This is a genomic window from Rhizocola hellebori (genome assembly GCF_016862955.1).
GTDB lineage: Bacteria > Actinomycetota > Actinomycetes > Mycobacteriales > Micromonosporaceae > Rhizocola > Rhizocola hellebori.
The window spans coordinates 43,240-60,813 of sequence record NZ_BONY01000040.1; the positions used below are offsets into that span (position 1 = coordinate 43,240).

Below are 17,574 nucleotides of genomic sequence, written 5' to 3' on the forward strand. Positions count from 1 at the left end.
ATCGCAAAGTGATGATCTCGACCGCCGGAAGATCGAACAACACCGTCGCCGCCACACCGCGGCGCGGGGCGGGGTGGCGCGGCGCGGGGTGGCGCGGGGTGGGGTGGCGCGGGGTGGGGTGGCGCGGCGCGGGGTGGGGTGGCGTGGCGCGGGCGGCGCGGGTGGCTGGGCGCTTGGCCCTGGCGGTTTAGCTGGCCAGTGATGTGGTCAGCAGTGAGCCGGCCACGCTGATGAGTGCGGCCAGGATGGTGCCGAGAAGGGCGAAGGCCAGGGTCATCCGCTGATAGCGGGACAGCGGCTCGGCGAAGGCGGGCGCCGGCATCGCATCGTCTGCTCTGGACAGTGTGGCCGTAACGGCTGACGGCACTGATGCCGTAGGCGAATCCGAAGCGGGGCCTGCGTGAGATGGCGATTGCGGCGCGGGTGAATTCGACGCCGGGCCTGCGGGAGATGGCGATGGGGGCGCGGCGGTGGCCGCCGAGTAGGAGCCGCTCATCGGCCGGGAGTTGACGGCCATGCCGGCGCACATTGCCGCGACCAGTAGCCCGATCAACGTCGCTATGTTCAGGGCGATCTCCGCCGACTCGCCACCCGCGCCGGTCTGGTAGGCGAGGCGGCTGGTGAAGGCGATGCCCGCCGCCGCGATCGCGGCCGCGCCGAGAGTTGCTGCGGGGCCGATCAGCCCGGTGGCGCGGGCGATGGCGCGTGCCTGCAGCGGCAGTCCCACACAGGCCAGCGCCAATGCCAGAACAGTCATCGCTGGCGCTTTGACGACCAGCCAGTCGACGAGTCCGACCGCTACCGCCAACGCCATGATGATGGACCCCACGCCGCCCACGCCGCACCGCCAGGCGAACGCGCTCAGCACCGCGGTAAGCCCGAGGCCGGAAGCGAACAGGCCGGCTTTCCAGATGGCGTCGCCGGTCTCCCATTCGAGGTTGAGCATCGGTGCCACGGTCGAGATCACGAGCGCCAGCCCGAGCAGCCAGCCGCCACCGGTCATGATTCTGCGGTCCACGGCGGCAGTTTCCCACGGTGGCAGCGAACCCGACCAGCGACTATCGGCCACCGCCTTCCGGACGACCGCTTTCGGGGGATCGAAATTTTAATGTTAGGAAACTTGCCTATCCAATTCAGGCATCGCTAGCCTTGGATTCGCAGCATGGGTAGTCGGCGCGGTCGGCGGCGAGTCAGCTATCCGTTCACCTGACCCTTACCCGTGGGAGTAGCGCATGCCCAAAATCAGGTCCACCCTCGCCTCGCTTGCCGCCGCGATCACTGCGGCGGCCGGTCTGCTCGTCGCCACCGCCGATGCGACCGCCGCGCCAAGCTTCAAGGTGCTGGCGTTCTACAACGGCACCTGGGATGCCGCACACATCGACTTCGTCAAGGAAGCACGGGTGTGGTTCCCCGCGGCCGCAACGCAGAACGGCTTCGAATGGGAGTCGACCACCGACTGGAGCCGGATGAACAACCTGTCGGCTTACAAGGTGGTCATGTTCCTCGACGATCTGCCTCCGGCCAGTGTGAGGGGAGCGTTCCAGCAGTACATGCAAAACGGCGGGGCGTGGATGGGCTTTCACGTGAGCGCGTTCAACACCGATCCCGGTCAATGGAGCTGGTATCACAGCACTTTCCTTGGTACGGGGGCATTCCGCACCAATACCTGGGGGCCGACCGCGGAGACGCTCAAAACCGAGAAGCGCGACCATCCGTCGACGCTGAGGTTGCCCGCAACCTTCTCCAGCGCCGTCAGCGAGTGGTATTCGTGGAACAACGATCTGCGGCAGAACCCGAACATCGACATTCTCGCATCGATCGACCAGTCGAGCTTTCCCGTTGGTACAGACCCGAATCAGACTTGGTACAGCGGTTACTACCCGATCATCTGGACCAACCGCAACTACAAGATGTTGTACGCCAACTTCGGCCACAACGATATGAACTACGCGAACAACACGCGGCTGTCATCCACGTTCGCCAGCGAGATGCAGAACCGCTGGCTCATCGACGGGCTGCTGTGGCTAGGTGGCGGTGCCGCGCCGAGCCCGTCGCCGACACCGACGGCGACCTCGTCGCCGCAACCCAGCGGCTGGGTCAGCGTGGTGAACAAGAACAGTGGCAAGTGCGTCGACGCGCGCTCGGCCGGCACCGGCAACGGCACTGCGATCCAGCAGTACACATGTAACAACAGCAATGCTCAGCAATACCAGCTGCAGGCGACCAGCGGCGGGTATGCGCGAGTGAACAACCGCGCCAACGGCGCCCAGGTCTGGGATGTGACCGGAGTGTCCACTGCGGACAATGCGGGCATTCAGCTGTGGGCCTATGGCGGTGGCAACAACCAGCAGTGGCTGGCGGTCGCCGAGGGCGGCGGTTACTACCACTTCGTGAACCGCAACAGCGGCAAGTGTCTTGACGTGCCTGCGGCGTCGACCGCGAACAGCGTGCAGCTGGTGCAGTACACCTGTAACGGCACGGCCGCGCAGTCGTTCCGCTACGTCCAGCAGCCGTAGCCCGGCCCGCGCCGGGGCGACCACCCCCGGCGCGGCCACCGCTGTCAGCCCGCGCGGGAAATGCGCGGTCGGCAAGGTTGGGCCGGCAGGATGATTGCCGTGCGACAGTAGGCTGCGTCAAGATCCGGGGTGGAGGAGGATCGCGGTGTTGCTTCGGTCCTGTGAAAGGCATGTCCCTCGACGCCATGGAGCGCAGCCCGATGTCCGAAGCCGCAGAGTCCGAGCGATGCGTTGGAACCAAGCACGTGTTGCAGGCGGGGCAAACGCAGCTGCGTTACGACGCGTATGCCGGTGTGGTGTGCGTGCGCCGCGACGACCACAGCCCGCTTGCCGACGTCTTCTACGTGGCCTATCGCGCGGAGACTGAGCCGGGCGCGACGCCCCGGCCGATCACCTTCCTGTTCAACGGCGGTCCGGGCTCGGCGAGCCTGTGGCTCAACATTGGCGGCTTCGGTCCCAAGCGTGCGCCCACCGCGACGCCGGAGGCGACGCTGCCCGCGCCTTACCTGTTCGGGGACAACCCGCACACCCTGCTCACCAGCAGCGACCTGGTGTTCATCGATGCGGTCGGCACCGGGTTCTCCCGGCTCGCCGATGGCGCAAGGCCTGACGAGGTATGGGGAGTCGACCAGGACGTCGAGGTGTTCGCTCGGGCGATCACGCGCTACTTGACGATCACCGGCTCGTGGAACGCGCCCAGGTACCTGTTCGGCGAGTCCTACGGCACCACGCGCGCGGCGGCTTTGGTGCACCGTCTGCAAAACCTGGGCCTGGACTTCAACGGCGTGATCCTGCTTTCGACGCTGTTGAACTGGGCCACCACTCAGCCCGGGCTTGACCAGCGCTACATCAACCTGTTGCCGAGCTATGCGGCCGCCGCCTGGTACCACGGAAAGGTTAAGACCGAAACCGGATCCCTGCACGACTTCCTGCGGGAGGTGCGCGACTTCGCGCAAACCGACTACGCCCAGGCGCTGCAGCTGGGCGACCGCCTGGCTCCCGACGCGGAGCGGGTCGTGGCCACGCGGCTGGCCGGCTACCTGGGGATGGACCCGGCCGAGCTGGGCCGCCGCCGGTTGCGCGTGGAGATGGAGGAGTTCCGGCGCGACCTGCTCAAGGCCGAGGCGCAGGTGATCGGCCGCTTCGACAGCCGTTTCGTCGCCGAGCACCACTACGTCATCGGCACGGGCTCCTTCGACCCGGCCACCGACGACGCGGCCACAGCCGGAGTCAACAGCGCACACCTGTCGAGCTTTCATCGCCACCTGGCTGAGGACCTCGCCTACCGCAACGACTTGCACTATCGGCATCTGCACAACATGACGATTTCGCGCGCCTGGGAGTGGCATCACCAAGCGCCCGGCATCGACGAACCGCTGCAGGTGCCCAACGTAGCGCTCGACCTGTCCGCCGCCATGCGCCGCAACCCGAACCTGCGCGTCTACTTCATGGGCGGGGTTTATGACCTCGCCACTCCGTTCTTCGGCGCGGAGTTCGACATCTCCCACCTCTATCTCGGTCCACGGTTACGCGCCAACGTTCAGTTCAGCTGGTACGAGTCTGGCCACATGACCTTCGTGGACGAGGAAGTGGTCGCCCAGATGGCCAAGGACCTGGCCGGTTTCTACGCCGAAACCACGCGCAAGCCGTCGTAGAGGATGGCGAGGCTGCGTTGCAGTACCGGCGCGGAGTAGTCCCCGGTTTCGGCGGCCATGCTGGCGCCCCGGAGCAGGGCGAGGACCTCCGGCATGGCCACGTCGGAGCGCACGGCGCCAGCGTTTTGGGCGTTGCGCAACAGGCCGGCGATGGCGTCGAGCATGGCCGCGTGCCGGCTGGATTGTTCTGCCTTGATGTCGGTTCCAGCGCTGTGCAGCGCGTCGGTAAGTGCCTTTTTGCGCTTGGCATCCGCCACGATCTTCGAGAAGAAAGCAAAGAACGCGGTCTGCGGGTCCCCGGTCGAACGCAGGCGGGCCGCCTCGTCCAGCAGCAGGTCGATGCGAGCCATCACAATCGCTTGGTATAGCGCCTCTTTGGTCGCGAAATGCCGGTAGAGCGTCCCGACGCCGACACCTGCCCGGCGGGCGATCTCGTCCATGCGGGCGGAGAGTCCCTGTTCGTCCAGGACTTCTTCGGCTGCTTGCAGAACCCGCATCCGATTGCGAACCGCGTCCGAGCGGATCATGCGGTCACCCGCCTTGACAAACGGAATCTAAGTTCCGTATCTTCAACCGGAATCACGATTCCGATTCTATCGGGGGAGAAATGGACTACCTGACGCTGGGCCGATCTGGCCTGCGCGTGTCCCGCGCCTGCCTGGGCACGATGAACTTCGGCACCGACCCGCAAGCGCCCACAGCCGAGCCCGAGGCGGCCCGCATCATCGGCGAATTCCTTGACCAGGGCCACAATTTCATCGACACAGCCGACACCTATCGAGGCGGGACCAGTGAAGAGGTCGTCGGCCGGGCGATCGCCCACCGCCGAGCCGAGGTCGTCCTAGCCACCAAAGGTGCAGCGCCGCAAGGCCCCGGCCCCAACGATCGCGGCCTGTCCCGGATTCACCTGACCCGAGCCCTGGAGGCCAGCCTTCGCCGGCTCGGCACCGACCATGTCGACCTGTACCAATGCCATGTGCCCGACCCACAGACGCCGGCCGAGGAAACGATGGCAGCGCTTGACGATTTCGTGCGCTCGGGCAAAGTCCGCTACCTCGGCTGCTCCAACTTCACCGCCGCGGGCATTGTGAGCTCTCAATGGGCGGCTGAACGCCACCACGGTGCCGCATTTATCAGCCTGCAAGCCAACTACTCCCTGATCGCCCGCGCGGTCGAAACCGAAATTCTGCCCACCTGCCAACGCCACGGCCTCGGTGTTCTTGCCTACAGCCCGCTGGGCAGCGGTCTGCTCGCCGGCCGGTACCAGCGAGGCGCCGCGCCGGACCACGGATCGCGGCTGGCCCAATGGGCAGCCATGCCCAGCCCGGTCGCCCGCGCTTTCGTCGCCGGCCTGCTAGCCGAACGACACTTCGACGTCGCCGACGAAGTCGCAGCCGTGGCTGCCGAGCTGGAAACCGACCCTGCAACCGTCGCCCTCGCCTGGGTCGCCAGCCGTCCCGACATCACCTCGGTCATCCTCGGCCCCCGCTCGGCCGGTCAGCTGGCGGCCAACCTCACCGGCCTGGCCACCAGCCTCCCGCAGGCGATACTCGAACGTTTGGACGCCGCGACCAGGTTCACCGTCACCCCGCCCGTGACCGGCCAGCATCATGGCGCATGAGCCGGTTCAGCCGGCCTATCGCCGTAGTCGCTCGCCGAGTGTTGCGGGCAGCACGTTGGACAAGACCTCGTAGGCAGGGTCCCGGCGGAGCCATAGCAGGCGATGTCGGCTCCCGTCACTCATTCCGAGCCGGAGCGCGTCGGTTGTTATGCCTTGTTTCAGACGCGCAGCGACCACTGCATCGAAGTAGATGACCTTGTTGGTTGGATGCTCGGCCAGCAGCGCAGCCGGATCAAACGAGCTCAATGCGGATTCGGGAGGTGGCGTGCCAACCGTCGGACCGAAGCCGTGCGAAGCGGACTCGTTCCAGCTCAGCCGCCGCCGGATCAAGCCGGTATGAGTGAGCCAAAGCTCGCCGTGAACCCAATCGAGCCATCCGGTGGTGCAACTCTTACTCAAGCAAAGCGCCACGTCGGTCACGCGGTAATGGTAGAGGTCGGGCCGGGTCGTGGTCAGTCCAGCGGCGGGCGGTCGAGGACCTCCACGAACACTTTGGCAGAAGTCATCGCCGTGCGGTTTAGGCGTGCCGGGCAGATGTCGCCCCACGTTTTCCCGGCCGCGCTCATCTGTAGTCTGACGGCGTGATCGATCCGGTCAACGCCTCATTCCGGCAGCGCCCGCCCTGGTTCGGTGGACATCTGCAGACCGTCCACGACCGTGTGGCCCGGCCGCGCTACGACCTGTCCACCGTGGGGGAGCAGAGCCAGCTGCTGGTGGAAGTCAGCGACGGCGATCGGCTCGTGGTGCAGCTGCATCGGGTCCAAGGCGACGGGCCGGTGGTGGCATTGGTGCACGGGCTCGGCGGATCGGCGGAGTCGGACTACATCCGGGCCACCACTTTCGGGCTGGTACGGGCCGGGTTCACGGTGGGCCGCATCGATCTGCGGGGCGCGGGCCTGTCCGGGGAACACAGCCGGGGCATGTATCACGCCGGACGGACAGAGGATCTGCGCGCCGCATTGAGCGCGCTGGCCAGGTTCGGGCCGGTGGCCCCGGTCGGCTTTTCGCTGGGCGGCAACCTGGTCCTCAAGCTACTCGGCGAGCCGTTGCCGGAGGTACCCGTGGTGGCGGGGGCCACCGTGTCGGCGCCGCTGGATCTGGCGCTCGGCACGCAACATCTGGGCAGGGTGAGCTTCGGCGCCTACGAGTGGTATCTGATGGTGAAGATGCGCCGCGATGCCACCCGGCCCACTTCGGCGGTGACGGCTCAGGAGCGGGCGACTATCGCTCGTACCAAGACAATTCTCGACTTCGACAACGCGATCACCTCCCGCCGGCACGGTTGGCGTGATGCCGCCGAGTATTACGCGGTGAACTCGTCGCTCGGCTTCCTGCCGAAGATCGGCACGCCAACCCTCGTCATCCATTCGATGGACGACCCGATGATCCCTAGCGAGCCCTATCGTGCCGTGCGCTGGGACGAGCTGCCCGCCATCACCAGACTCATCACCCCGCACGGCGGTCACGTCGGATTTCACGCCAAAGGCGAGCGTTTGCCTTGGTACGTAGGCCGCATCGCCCAGTTCCTCCGCGACACCGCCGCCTAGGGGCACGTCACCCGATCCGGCTTTCGTTCCTCGTGCCGGTGGAACCACAGCACGTAGCAGAAGGTGTACTCGGTAAAGTCGGTCGGCCAGAAGTCGGAGTCGGCGCCGTAGGCGACGAGCCGGATGGTCAGGCTGACCCCCTCGGTGGCGGCGGTGTCCACACCCTCCACTTGGACCACCTCAAGGTGGTGCTCAATGGCGCGCCGCGCCACGAGTTCTGCCGGGACTGCCTGGTTGCTCCTGGGATCGATGTCATTGTGCGCTCTGGCTGCCAGCTCGTCGGCGGATACGCGGGCCCGCTCCTGTGGGCTGCCGCATCCGGCCAGCCCCACCATGGCGACAGTCAGTAGCACGGCTGCTTTCATGTCGACGATTGTCGGTGACTTCGAGGGGTGGCCGGATGAGCAGTTGGTCTCAGCCGCGTCTGAGTAGGTACTCAGCTATTCGCAGACGTGCCATTGGCCGTTTTCCTTCAGCAGCGGGAAGCCTTGGGTGAATTCCGCGCCGGTCTCCGCCTGTGTCAAGCGCATGGTGACAATCGCGGTCACAGTGGTGTTGCGGGTCGTGACGTTGGTTCCGATCACGCGATAGCTGCTGATTTTCAGCTGGGCGGCCTGCACCCTGGTGAACTCGGCCTCTGTCCGCTGGGCGCGCAGCTTGCTGCAGAGGCTGGCGTATGCCGTGGAATAGTCCCCGGCCATCACTTCGTCGACATACTTCGTCGCCGCCTGCTGTGCCGGGCCGGTGGCTTCGGCGACGGTGCGGAACAGGAAGATTCCGCCGACGATGGCGCCGCCGCAGCAAAGCACGAGGACAATGCCAACCACTATCAGGATGGTACGAACGTTGTTGCGTGGCCGCACGGGTGGAGGAGGTGGCTCGAACGTCATGCGGCCAATGTAGACGGTCGCCGCCACCTCCTCGGGTCACGCTAACGCTGAAGCGTCAGCACACCCGGCCGGTACGGCAGCAGGCCATAGTCGCCGCCGGAGCTGGGACTGCGGCCCTGATAGAGCAGCTGCAGACTGCACGCGTCGACGGTCATGGTCTGATCGGGGTTGGTGCGAACCAGGTCGCCATGGCTGATGTCGTTGGTCCAGGTGGCACCGCTGTTGGCCTTGCCCGCGAAGGGATTGCTCTCGGATGCCGCCTGCGGCGTCCACGATCCGCCAAGGCTGCTTGAGGTGAACGAGCGGAAGTATCTCCCGTTCGCGCCGATCGCCTCGACCAACATGAGGTACTGGTTCTGGCCCTGGATTTTGTAGACCTGAACCCCCTCAAAGAGGTTGTTCGTCGAGTCGCTCATGATGATTGTCGATGCGCTTCCGAAGTTGCCCGGGAAGTTGCCGATCGGCATGGTGGACCGGTAGATCTTGCCGTTGTCCCCGGCGAAGAACAGATACATGGTGGTGCTGTCGCCGATCAGCGTCTGGTCGATAGGCCCGGTGCCGGAGCCGGAAATGCTGCCGGAGAAGAGCGCGCTGGGAGCCGACCACCCGTTGGCATTGGTGGGGTCGGACGACGTCCGGTAGACGAAGGGGGTCGCGCCCCACTGATAGGCGAGGACCCAGATGTTCCTCGGAGCGAAGTAGAACAGCGTCGGCGCAACAGTGGAGCTGGACATGGTGTTCTGCGCGGCGCCGGCCATGTCGGACCAATTCGTGAAGAGGCTGAAGTTCATCGAGCCCCACGTCGATCCCTGATCGTGCGTGGTTCCGTAGACCAGATGCCTGCCGTTGAAGACGACGGAGGTGAAGTCCTTGAGCGACACCCAACCCGACTTCGGGTTCGCGAGCGAGCCCGTCGACGTCCAGCGATACGTCGAAGGAAGGGTGCAGCCCCCGCCGCCGCCCGTCGAATTGTTGACGAACGAAGCGTCGTCGATGTAGAAACCGTCGGTGCCGGCCGTAGTCTCTGCGCGGAACCGTGCGTCTGTCAGCGTCCCGCTCCAGGACACGGTTACGGTTCCGGTGAGCTGCGTCCAGCCGGAGGCGTTCACCGCGCCCTGTGCCAGGGCGATATAGTTCGTTGTCCCGTTGGCAGTTATCTGCAACGTGACCTTGCCGGTCGGGGTCCCGGTCTGCGATCGCATCCACACGCTCGTGGTGAAGCTGGCGCCATTTGCCACCAAGGAAATCGCATTCTGGGTGGGGCCGTTCCACGCGGCGGTGCGGCCGGTGTACAACAGCGAACGCGCGCCGCCGTGGAACACACTGGTGTTGGAGGCGAGTGTTCCAGCGCCAAACACACCCCAGCCGGTGGTGCCACCCTCCATGTCGGGGTTCGTCAGCAGATTCCCGCTCGCGGCCACGGCCGGAGCGGTATAGACCGACCCAGTCCCCAGCGAAGCCAGCGTCAGGACGAGGGCAAGACCTAACGAGCGAATCTTCTTATGCATTCGATACTCCCATTCCTAAGGGTCGTGGAGGCTTATTGCATTGAGACGTCGTCGATGGAGAAACCGTCGGTGCCGGCGGTCGTTTCCACATAGAGCCGCGCGGAGGTCAAGGTGCCGGTCCACGAGACGGTGGCTGTCCCGGTCAGCTGGGTCCAGCCGTTCGGGTTGACGGCGCCCTGGGCGAGCGTCAGATAGCTGGTGGTGCCGTTGGCGGTCAGCGCGAGGGTGGCTTTGCCGGTGGGGGTTCCGGTTTGGGTCCGCATCCACACACTCGTGGCGTAGCTTCTTCCGTTGGTCAGCTTGGAAGTCATGTCCTGGCTGGGACCATTCCACGACGCCGTTCGGCCGGTGCGCAGCAACGAATTGACGCCGCCGTGGACCACTGCGGTGTTGACCGCGATTGAGCCGCCGCCAAATGCCGACCACCCGGTGGTGCCGGACTCGATGTTCCCGTTCGTCACCAGGTTTGAGCCACCGCTTGGGTTGCCGATGCTGCCGGGGACCGAAAGCAAGGCGTTATACCAAACATTGGCCATTTTGTTGTACCCGGTAGAGGTGGGGTGGACGCCGTCGATAAGGTCGGCCGTGGTCAGTGCGGAATGCATGTCCACCAGGTAAACCCGTTTGCCGGCATTCACCTTGCTTTGCACGATGCCCGGTATGGCGGCGTTGAAGGTGCGGGCGGCGGCATCCTGGCCCGCGTTGGACAGCGGGATGATCTGCGCGACGAACACCTCGGCGGTGGGTTTGGTGTTGGTGATGCGATCGATCAATGTGGCCAGACGGGAGGGCGCGCTGCCCAGGTTGAAGTTCTGCAGCACGTCATTGGTGCCGATGTGCAGCAGCACGGTGTGCGGGTTGAAGGTGTTCAGCCAGCCGACGATGTTGGCGTCGATCTGGTCGATGCGCCACCCCGGGTGTCCCTCGTGGTCGTGATCGCCCAAAGTGGAGGGTCCGTTGAACTGTGACCCGACGAGGTCCACGGTGTACCTGTTGGTGGTGAAGCGTTGCCACAGGCCGATCCGGGACCCGCCGGGAACCTGGGTGCCTTCGGTGATGGAGTCGCCCAGGGGCATGACGCGCACGCCGCCGTTGGACTCGGCGCTGGCAGCACTGATGTTCAGGGCGAGGGTCGCGGCTACGGCGATCATGGTGGCTGCGGTTGCTGCCCACCAGGTGCGGCGTGTTCGCATGTCCGGCCTCCGTTCAGGAGAGGGGATGGTTTGGCTCAGCGGTGCGAGTTGCCAAGGCAAGCGGTCACAGCGGTCCGTGCGACGGGCTGGCCGGTGGGCACGGCGACCGGGTGACGGCCGTGCCGGTGGGATGGCGAGCGGGTGCACGGTGGTGCCGGTGGCGTGTGGATCGGGAGAGGGCGTTGTCGGCGAGCACCTGGAGCTGGCCGGTGGTCAACCGGATGAGGTGGGGCATGGCGCTGCGATGGCGGGGACAGCGCGAGCGCCGCCGCGACGGGGGCGACGGGCATGCCGGCAGGCCAAGGCCGGCGGAAAATGATCTTCATGATTACTCCTGAAGGACATAACCGCGTGGGGCCCGGACCCTGGCTCAGTTATACATGTGAATCAGACATTCTGTCAAAACGTTCCGGCAATATCCACGAAACGTTTCAGGCAGGAGGTGGCGCTGTGCTTTCGCGGACCAGCAGCGAGGCGGGCAGCTCGATGCGGGTCTGGGCCGGCACCGGGCCGGCGATCAGCGCGAGCAGGAGGTTGGCGGCGGCGGCGCCGATGTCGCGAAACGGCTGCCGCACCGTGGTCAAAAGCGGGTCGCACCAGGTCCCCGCGTCGATGCCGTCGAATCCGACCACACTCAGATCCCGCGGGATGTGCAAGCCCAGCCGGCGGGCCGCCTTGTAGACCCCCAGCGCCTGTAAGTCGTTGCCGCACAGCACGGCCGTCGGCGGGTCCGGCTGGCTGAGCAGCTCGCTGCCCAGCCCCAGGCCGGCCTCGAAGGAGAACTCTCCGGTCCTGACCAGCCCGGGGTCCAGGGGCACCCTCGCAATCTCAAGCGCCGCACGGCAAGCCTCCAGACGTTCCCTGGCATACAGGGACACTCCGGGCCCACCGATCACCCCTATTCGCCGGTGGCCGAGCTCAAGCAGATGGCGGGTGGCCGCGACCGCGCCGCCCCAATTCGCCGCGCCCACCGAGGGGACCGGCTGGTGCGGCTGCCCGTTGGGGTCCGCGGCGACCAGCGGGATCGAGCTTGCCGCCAGCTGCGCATGCTGCTCGGCGGTGAACAGCGAATGGACGATGATCACGCCGGTGGGCCGCCGGGCCAGCATCCTTTCGCACCACGACCGCTGCACCGGCGCGTCGACCATGACTTCGGTGAAGCCCACCCCGAGGTCGTGGTCGGTGACCACCCCCTGTACGCCGCGCATCATTTCGATGGCCAGGTTGCTCTCCAGGCCGTAGAAGATCACCTCGATCCCGGGGGAGGGCAGGATCGCCCCCGGGCGGCGGTATCCGTGTTCACGCAGCAATTGCTCGACCCTGCGGCGGGTGTCCTCCGCGACGTCGGAACGGCCGTTGAGCACCCTCGACACGGTGGGGGCCGACACCCCGGCCAGCCGGGCGATCGTCGCTACCGTCAATTCGCCCCGCAGCCGCCCCCGGCGTGCCGGGTCAGCCCCACGGACCTTGGCCGAATCCCCACCCTGCACGGTGTCCATCCTTCCGCCCGATCGGTGAGCCGGATCGATTCGCATCATAGTACGAAACGATCCGGAATCGACCGTCGTGTGTGGACAGACGGGCTGGATTAGTGAATCGCTCCGGATTTGCTGCGCAAAGAGCCGGCGTTCGCCGCGGACCGCGCCGCCAGCGCCTCGGCGACAATGGACACGGCTATCTCCGCCGGGGTGTTGGCCCCGATGTCCAGGCCGGCAGGCCCGTGGATGCGCTCGAGATCGGTGACACCGCGAAGCGCCAGCCACTCGGCCCGGGACTGCTGGGTCCGGCGGGAGCCCAGAGCCCCGATGTAACCCACGTCGCCGGCCAGTGCCGCCTCCAGAGCGGGACCAGCGAGCTCATCGTCGTGGCTAGTGACGACCACCTTGTCGAGCACCGCGAGCCCGGCGATGAGGCCGGTGGCGCCGCGGACGTCGGTGGTCACCTGGAAGTGCCAGCCGAGCAGGCCCGCAGCGTCGACCAGGGCGTCCACCACGGCGCCCGCGCCGACGATGACCAATTTCGGCACCGGCCACAGGACGGTCGTCACCGTGTTTTCCGTGATGACCGCGTCGCTTACGGCCCGGCGAAACAGGCGGGTGGCTTCCTCACCCGCGTCGGCGATGGTGTCGGGGCTGTACATTTCGGTCCCCAGTACCCGATCGCCATCAAGCTGACTCACGAGACACACCGGATCGCGGTCGCGCAGTCGCTGCCACAACTCGGCCGGCAGGTCGGCGGCCGGGATCACCAGGCAACGCGCCGTACCGCCACAGGCCAAGCCCGCCAACTGGGCTTCCAGCGCCCCGACCTCAAGATTGATGAGCCGCCCTGCCATGCCCCCGCTGGACAGGTCCGCAATCTGGCCATTGAGCGAGCCCGACAGGAGCGCGCCGACCCGGCCGCCGCCCGGGGTGATCGCCAGCGCCTCGCTCTTGTCTCGAGAGCTAAATCCTTGGGCCTCAACCACCCATGCCACGTCCACCTGGGTGCCCGCCCGCAGGCACGCCGACACGCTCAACGCGATTTCGTACACCCGATCAGCCTAGGTCGACAGCCGTCGGGCGCAAAGGTAGACCAGCTCGGCATAGTCGATGTCAAAACCGGTAACGGGACGCTGCTCCCATTGCCCGCACAACCGGACAAGGTCGAATGTCCTAGTTGGACACTGGCAACCGGATCGCGACAGCCACGCGGACACCGTTAGCATGGCTGGCGAGGCTGCGTAGCGGGCGCACAATCTGTGCCTCTGGCGTGCCAAAGATCGGTCCTGGAAGCGCCGGGTAGAAAGGAAGGCTGTGACGCCGACTCAGTTGCGCGCCTTCGTCGCGGTGGTGCGGCTGGGATCGGTCAAAAAAGCGGCGGCCGATCTCGAGGTCAGCGAGGCCGCCGTGTCCTTGCATGTAGGGCAGCTGCGTAAGGAGCTGGGGGACAAGCTCTATATCCCCACCTCCTCGGGGCTGGCCTTCACCCCGGGCGGGCTGCGCCTGGCCAGTCGCGCGGTCGAGATGCTCAGCCTGCAGGATCGCACGATAGTTGAGGTCCGCGAGGCGGGCAGCGGCCGGCGGTTGCTGCGGGTGGCCACCTCGACCCTGTTCGCCGAATATGCCGCACCCGGCCTGATCGGCCTGTTCGCCGACCGGGCCAACGATCTGGACATCGAGCTCAGCAGCCACGACCCGCGCGAGTTTGAGTCGCTGCTGCTGACCCGCACGGTCGACGCGGCGATCGGGCCTCGGCCGCCAAACCTCGACGCCTCGATCACCAGCACGCATTTCCTGAACTACCAGGCGTTCGTGGTGGCCAGGCCGGACAACCCGATCACCCGTATCCAGGCCGGCCCGGGCACCCTGCGGGAGCAGACGTGGCTGCTCGGCCCGTCGGCCGCTTATGACACCGAAGTGATTCCGGAGATGCTGCGCCGGGTCAACGTACCGGAGTCAAAGCAGCGCATCTTCCAGAGCCATGCCGCGGCGATCGATGAAGCCAAACACGGCAAGGGTTTGGCGCCCGTGGTGTCGTTCGCCGTCACGCACGACCTGGCCAACGGAGACCTGAAACGAGTCATGGCTCCGTCGCTGCAGGCGCAGGGCGGCTGGAGCATCATGATCCTGACCACGCATCAGGTGGCTCCGGCCGCGGAGCTGGCCCGATTCATCATCTCCCCTCGGGCCACGCAGGCGATGTTGCGCGGCTTGGGGGTTACCGTCGGCCGTTTCAAGCCATCGATGCATGTCACCCTGTGGAGCTAGCGGGTCCGGCTACATGGGCGGTTGCGCGTTGCCGTTCATGGCTTCCCACAGCCGAGACGGCGTCAACGGCATGTCTGCGTGCCGCAGGCCGTAGGGCTTGAGCGCGTCCACGACCGCGTTGACGATCGCCGGTGGGGAGCCGACGGTCGCGCATTCGCCAATCCCCTTGGCGCCGATCGGGTGGTGGGGCGAGGGCGTGACCGTGAAGCCTGTTTCCCAGTCGGGCACTTCGAGCGCGGTCGGCAACAGGTAGTCCATGAGCGAAGCGGCCAGACAGTTGCCGTCTTCGTCGAAGGTGATCATTTCCATCAGCGCCATGCCGACGCCGTCGGTGAGACCGCGGTGCACCTGACCCTCGATGATCATCGGGTTGATCCGCGTCCCGCAGTCGTCGACCGCGATGAACCGGCGCACGGTGACCACGGCCGTGCCCGGATCGACGTCGACCACACAGATGTAGGCGCCGTTGGGGTAGGTGAGGTTCTCCGGGTGGTAGTGGATATGGGCTTCCAGCCCGCCCTCGACGCCGTCGGGCAGCTGGCCGGTGCCGTAGGCCCACTTCGCGATCTGTTGGATGGTAAGGGATTTCGCCGGGTCGCCGATCACGTGAAAGGAGCCCTTGCGCCACTCCAGGTCCGCCACGGTGACCTCGAGCATGGTGGCGGCGAACAGGTGAGCTTTGTCGCGTACCTTGCGGGCGACAAGAACGGCCGCGGCACCGGACACCGGAGTGGAGCGGCTGCCGTAGGTGCCCATGCCGAACGGCGACAGATCGGTGTCACCGTGGACGACCTTGATGTCCGCGGGTGGGATGCCGATTTCCTCGGCGACGATCTGCGCGAAGGTCGTCTCGTGGCCCTGTCCCTGGCTTTGGCACGACACCCGCAGGACAGCGGTTCCGGTGGGGTAGAGGCACAATTGGGCGCCGTCTGCCATGCCCAGACCCAGGATGTCCATGTCCTTGCGCGGTCCCGCGCCGACCGCCTCGGTGAACACCGAGACACCTATGCCCATCAGCTCGCCGCTGGCGCGTTTCTCCGCCTGTTCGCGGCGCAGGCCGGCATAGTCGGCGATCTTCAGCGCCTCGCGCAGGGTCGACTCGTAGTCGCCCGAGTCATAGATCCAGCCGGTCATGCTCGTGTACGGAAACTGGTCGGGCTTAAGGAGATTCAGCAGCCGTAGCTCGACCGGGTCCATTCCCAGCTGATCGGCGAGACAGTCCACCAGCCGCTCGATCAGGTAGACGGCCTCGGCCACCCGAAACGAACACGAGTAGGCGACGCCGCCGGGCGCTTTGTTGGTGTAGACAGCGGTCATGGCGCAATGGGCGGCCTGGATGTCGTAGCTGCCGGTGAAAACCCCGAAGAAACCGGCGGGATACTTCGTCGGCGCGGCAACACCGTTGAACGCACCGTGGTCGGCGAGCACGTTGGTACGGATGGCGAGAATCCGGCCGGCCTTGGTCGCGGCGATCTCGCCGTGCATGACGTAGTCGCGCGCGAACGCCGTACTCGTCAAATTCTCAAAGCGATCCTCGGTCCACTTGACCGGCGCGCCGGTGAGCATCGACGCCACGATCGTGCACAGGTAGCCGGGGTAGATCGGCACCTTGTTGCCGAATCCACCGCCGATGTCCGGGGAGATCACCCGGATCTTGTGTTCGGGCAGCCCGGCCACCATCGAATACAGCGTGCGATGGGCGTGCGGGGCCTGCGTGGTGGACCACAGCGTGAGGTCGCCGTCGATCGGGTCATAATTGGCCACCGCACCGCAGGTTTCCAGCGGCGCCGGGTGCACCCGCGGGTAAACCATCTCCTGGCCGACCACCACCTCCGCGCGGGCGAAAACCGCATCGGTGGCCTGTTTGTCGCCGGTCTCCCAGTCGAAGCAACGGTTGTCGGTCTTCCCGGCCAGGTCGTCGCGGATCACCGGCGCCGACGCCTCGAGCGCGGTGCGGGCGTTGACCACGACGGGCAGCTGTTCGTACTCGACGTCGATCAGCTCGAGCGCGTCCTGCGCCGCGTACCGGTCGTCGGCGACGACGAAGGCCACCTCCTGCCACTGGAAATGGATCTTGTCGGTGGCGAGCACCGGCTGGACATCGTTTGCCAGCGTTGGCATCCAGGCCAGGCCGTGCTCGGCGAGCATCGCGCCGGTGCCGACCAGTTTCACCTTCGGGTGCGCCTCGGCGAGCGTCACGTCCACGCTCACAATGCGTCCGTGGGCGATGGGCGCGCGCAGGATCGCCAGATGCAGCATGCCGGGCAGCTGAATATCGTCGATGAAACGGCCCTTGCCGCGGATGAAACGTGCGTCCTCCTTGCGCAGCATCCGGCCGTGGCCAACCGGCTTGAGGTCGTTGTCGACAAACTGCGTCGGCGGATTTTCGCCGGTGTTCACGGCGTCTCGCCGGTGGCGAGCGTGGTTCTGGTGCCCGCTTCTTCCGCGGCGGCCCACTGCACCGAGCGCACGATCGTCGCATAGCCGGTGCAGCGGCAGACCTGACCCGAGATGGCTTCTCGGATCTCCTCCTGCGACGGGCTGGGACAGCGATCGAGCAGCGCTCGGGTCGTCATCAGCATTCCCGGCGTACAGAATCCGCATTGCAGCCCGTGACACTCCATGAAGCCGCGCTGAATGGTGTCGAGCTCTCCCCGCTGTTCCAGCGCCTCAACCGTTCGCACCTCGTGCCCGCCGGCCATGGCGGCCAGGACAGTGCACGACTTGACCGGTTCGCCGTCGAGCCATACCGCGCATGCCCCACAGTTGCTCGTGTCGCAGCCCCAATGGGTACCGGTCAAGCCGAGATGGTCGCGCAGGAAATGCACCAGAAGCAGCCTGCCTTCGATCTCCCGGGTGACGTCGTTGCCGTTCACCTTCATGGTGACCTGCATG

General features: G+C 66.2%; 17 protein-coding genes. 6 read left to right on the forward strand and 11 right to left on the reverse strand.

The genetic code is table 11. From position 1 onward, the window contains the following. Positions 1 to 8 precede the first annotated feature (8 nt). On the forward strand, positions 9 to 191 hold the full coding sequence (locus Rhe02_RS28880) for a hypothetical protein (protein WP_203911542.1): 183 nt from the start codon (positions 9 to 11) through the stop codon (positions 189 to 191). On the opposite strand, the gene Rhe02_RS28885 is transcribed toward Rhe02_RS28880, so the two are convergent. Continuing rightward, the gene (locus Rhe02_RS28885; RefSeq protein WP_203911543.1) at positions 188 to 1,018 is read right to left on the reverse strand and encodes a hypothetical protein; all 831 of its coding nucleotides are present in this window, start codon (positions 1,016 to 1,018) and stop codon (positions 188 to 190) included. The genes Rhe02_RS28880 and Rhe02_RS28885 overlap by 4 nt on opposite strands. Positions 1,019 to 1,232: 214 nt before the next feature. Here Rhe02_RS28885 and Rhe02_RS28890 point away from each other — a divergent pair, with 214 nt between their 5' ends. Both Rhe02_RS28890 and Rhe02_RS28895 read left to right on the forward strand, forming a co-directional pair. Next, a complete protein-coding gene (locus Rhe02_RS28890) occupies positions 1,233 to 2,516 on the forward strand; it encodes an RICIN domain-containing protein (RefSeq protein ID WP_203911544.1) in 1,284 nt (427 codons plus the stop codon). Positions 2,517 to 2,686: 170 nt separating this feature from the next. After that, positions 2,687 to 4,171 (forward strand): S10 family peptidase, encoded by a 1,485-nt coding sequence (locus Rhe02_RS28895; protein ID WP_239124114.1) that lies wholly within the window; start codon positions 2,687 to 2,689, stop codon positions 4,169 to 4,171. Here Rhe02_RS28895 and Rhe02_RS28900 read toward each other — a convergent pair. After that, positions 4,141 to 4,698 carry a TetR/AcrR family transcriptional regulator gene (locus Rhe02_RS28900; RefSeq protein ID WP_203911546.1) on the reverse strand — a complete coding sequence of 186 codons (558 nt, stop codon included), beginning with the start codon at positions 4,696 to 4,698 and terminating at the stop codon, positions 4,141 to 4,143. The genes Rhe02_RS28895 and Rhe02_RS28900 overlap by 31 nt on opposite strands. A gap of 80 nt (positions 4,699 to 4,778) precedes the next feature. On the opposite strand from Rhe02_RS28900, the gene Rhe02_RS28905 reads away from it, so the two are divergent. After that, entirely contained in the window at positions 4,779 to 5,792 is a 1,014-nt protein-coding gene (locus tag Rhe02_RS28905; RefSeq protein ID WP_203911547.1) for an aldo/keto reductase, read from the forward strand. Between the two features lie 15 nt (positions 5,793 to 5,807). Here the strand turns inward: Rhe02_RS28905 and Rhe02_RS28910 are convergent, their stop codons facing one another. Continuing rightward, a complete protein-coding gene (locus Rhe02_RS28910) occupies positions 5,808 to 6,212 on the reverse strand; it encodes a hypothetical protein (RefSeq protein WP_203911548.1) in 405 nt (134 codons plus the stop codon). A gap of 161 nt (positions 6,213 to 6,373) precedes the next feature. Between Rhe02_RS28910 and Rhe02_RS28915 the strand changes: the two genes are divergently transcribed. Beyond that, entirely contained in the window at positions 6,374 to 7,339 is a 966-nt protein-coding gene (locus Rhe02_RS28915) for a YheT family hydrolase (RefSeq protein WP_203911549.1), read from the forward strand. Here the strand turns inward: Rhe02_RS28915 and Rhe02_RS28920 are convergent. From Rhe02_RS28920 to Rhe02_RS28945, 6 genes are all read right to left on the reverse strand, one after another. Further along, on the reverse strand, positions 7,336 to 7,704 hold the full coding sequence (locus Rhe02_RS28920) for a hypothetical protein (RefSeq protein WP_203911550.1): 369 nt from the start codon (positions 7,702 to 7,704) through the stop codon (positions 7,336 to 7,338). The genes Rhe02_RS28915 and Rhe02_RS28920 overlap by 4 nt on opposite strands. 75 nt (positions 7,705 to 7,779) lie before the next feature. Continuing rightward, the gene (locus Rhe02_RS28925) at positions 7,780 to 8,229 is read right to left on the reverse strand and encodes an Rv0361 family membrane protein (RefSeq protein ID WP_444544531.1); all 450 of its coding nucleotides are present in this window, start codon (positions 8,227 to 8,229) and stop codon (positions 7,780 to 7,782) included. A gap of 41 nt (positions 8,230 to 8,270) precedes the next feature. Continuing rightward, on the reverse strand, positions 8,271 to 9,737 hold the full coding sequence (locus Rhe02_RS28930; RefSeq protein WP_203911552.1) for a non-reducing end alpha-L-arabinofuranosidase family hydrolase: 1,467 nt from the start codon (positions 9,735 to 9,737) through the stop codon (positions 8,271 to 8,273). Positions 9,738 to 9,769: 32 nt separating this feature from the next. Then, the gene (locus tag Rhe02_RS28935) at positions 9,770 to 10,930 is read right to left on the reverse strand and encodes a carbohydrate binding domain-containing protein (protein WP_373320718.1); all 1,161 of its coding nucleotides are present in this window, start codon (positions 10,928 to 10,930) and stop codon (positions 9,770 to 9,772) included. A gap of 431 nt (positions 10,931 to 11,361) precedes the next feature. Next, positions 11,362 to 12,420 carry a LacI family DNA-binding transcriptional regulator gene (locus Rhe02_RS28940; RefSeq protein WP_239124111.1) on the reverse strand — a complete coding sequence of 353 codons (1,059 nt, stop codon included), beginning with the start codon at positions 12,418 to 12,420 and terminating at the stop codon, positions 11,362 to 11,364. A gap of 98 nt (positions 12,421 to 12,518) precedes the next feature. Then, a complete protein-coding gene (locus tag Rhe02_RS28945; RefSeq protein WP_203911554.1) occupies positions 12,519 to 13,463 on the reverse strand; it encodes an XdhC family protein in 945 nt (314 codons plus the stop codon). Between the two features lie 262 nt (positions 13,464 to 13,725). On the opposite strand from Rhe02_RS28945, the gene Rhe02_RS28950 reads away from it, so the two are divergent. Beyond that, positions 13,726 to 14,679 (forward strand): LysR family transcriptional regulator, encoded by a 954-nt coding sequence (locus Rhe02_RS28950; protein ID WP_203911555.1) that lies wholly within the window; start codon positions 13,726 to 13,728, stop codon positions 14,677 to 14,679. A 9-nt stretch (positions 14,680 to 14,688) separates the two neighbouring features. On the opposite strand, the gene Rhe02_RS28955 is transcribed toward Rhe02_RS28950, so the two are convergent. Then, a complete protein-coding gene (locus Rhe02_RS28955; protein ID WP_239124112.1) occupies positions 14,689 to 17,079 on the reverse strand; it encodes an aerobic carbon-monoxide dehydrogenase large subunit in 2,391 nt (796 codons plus the stop codon). Further along, positions 17,076 to 17,573 carry a (2Fe-2S)-binding protein gene (locus Rhe02_RS28960; RefSeq protein ID WP_203911556.1) on the reverse strand — a complete coding sequence of 166 codons (498 nt, stop codon included), beginning with the start codon at positions 17,571 to 17,573 and terminating at the stop codon, positions 17,076 to 17,078. Before Rhe02_RS28960 ends, Rhe02_RS28955 begins: the two co-directional genes overlap by 4 nt. Between the last annotated feature and the right edge of the window lies 1 nt (position 17,574).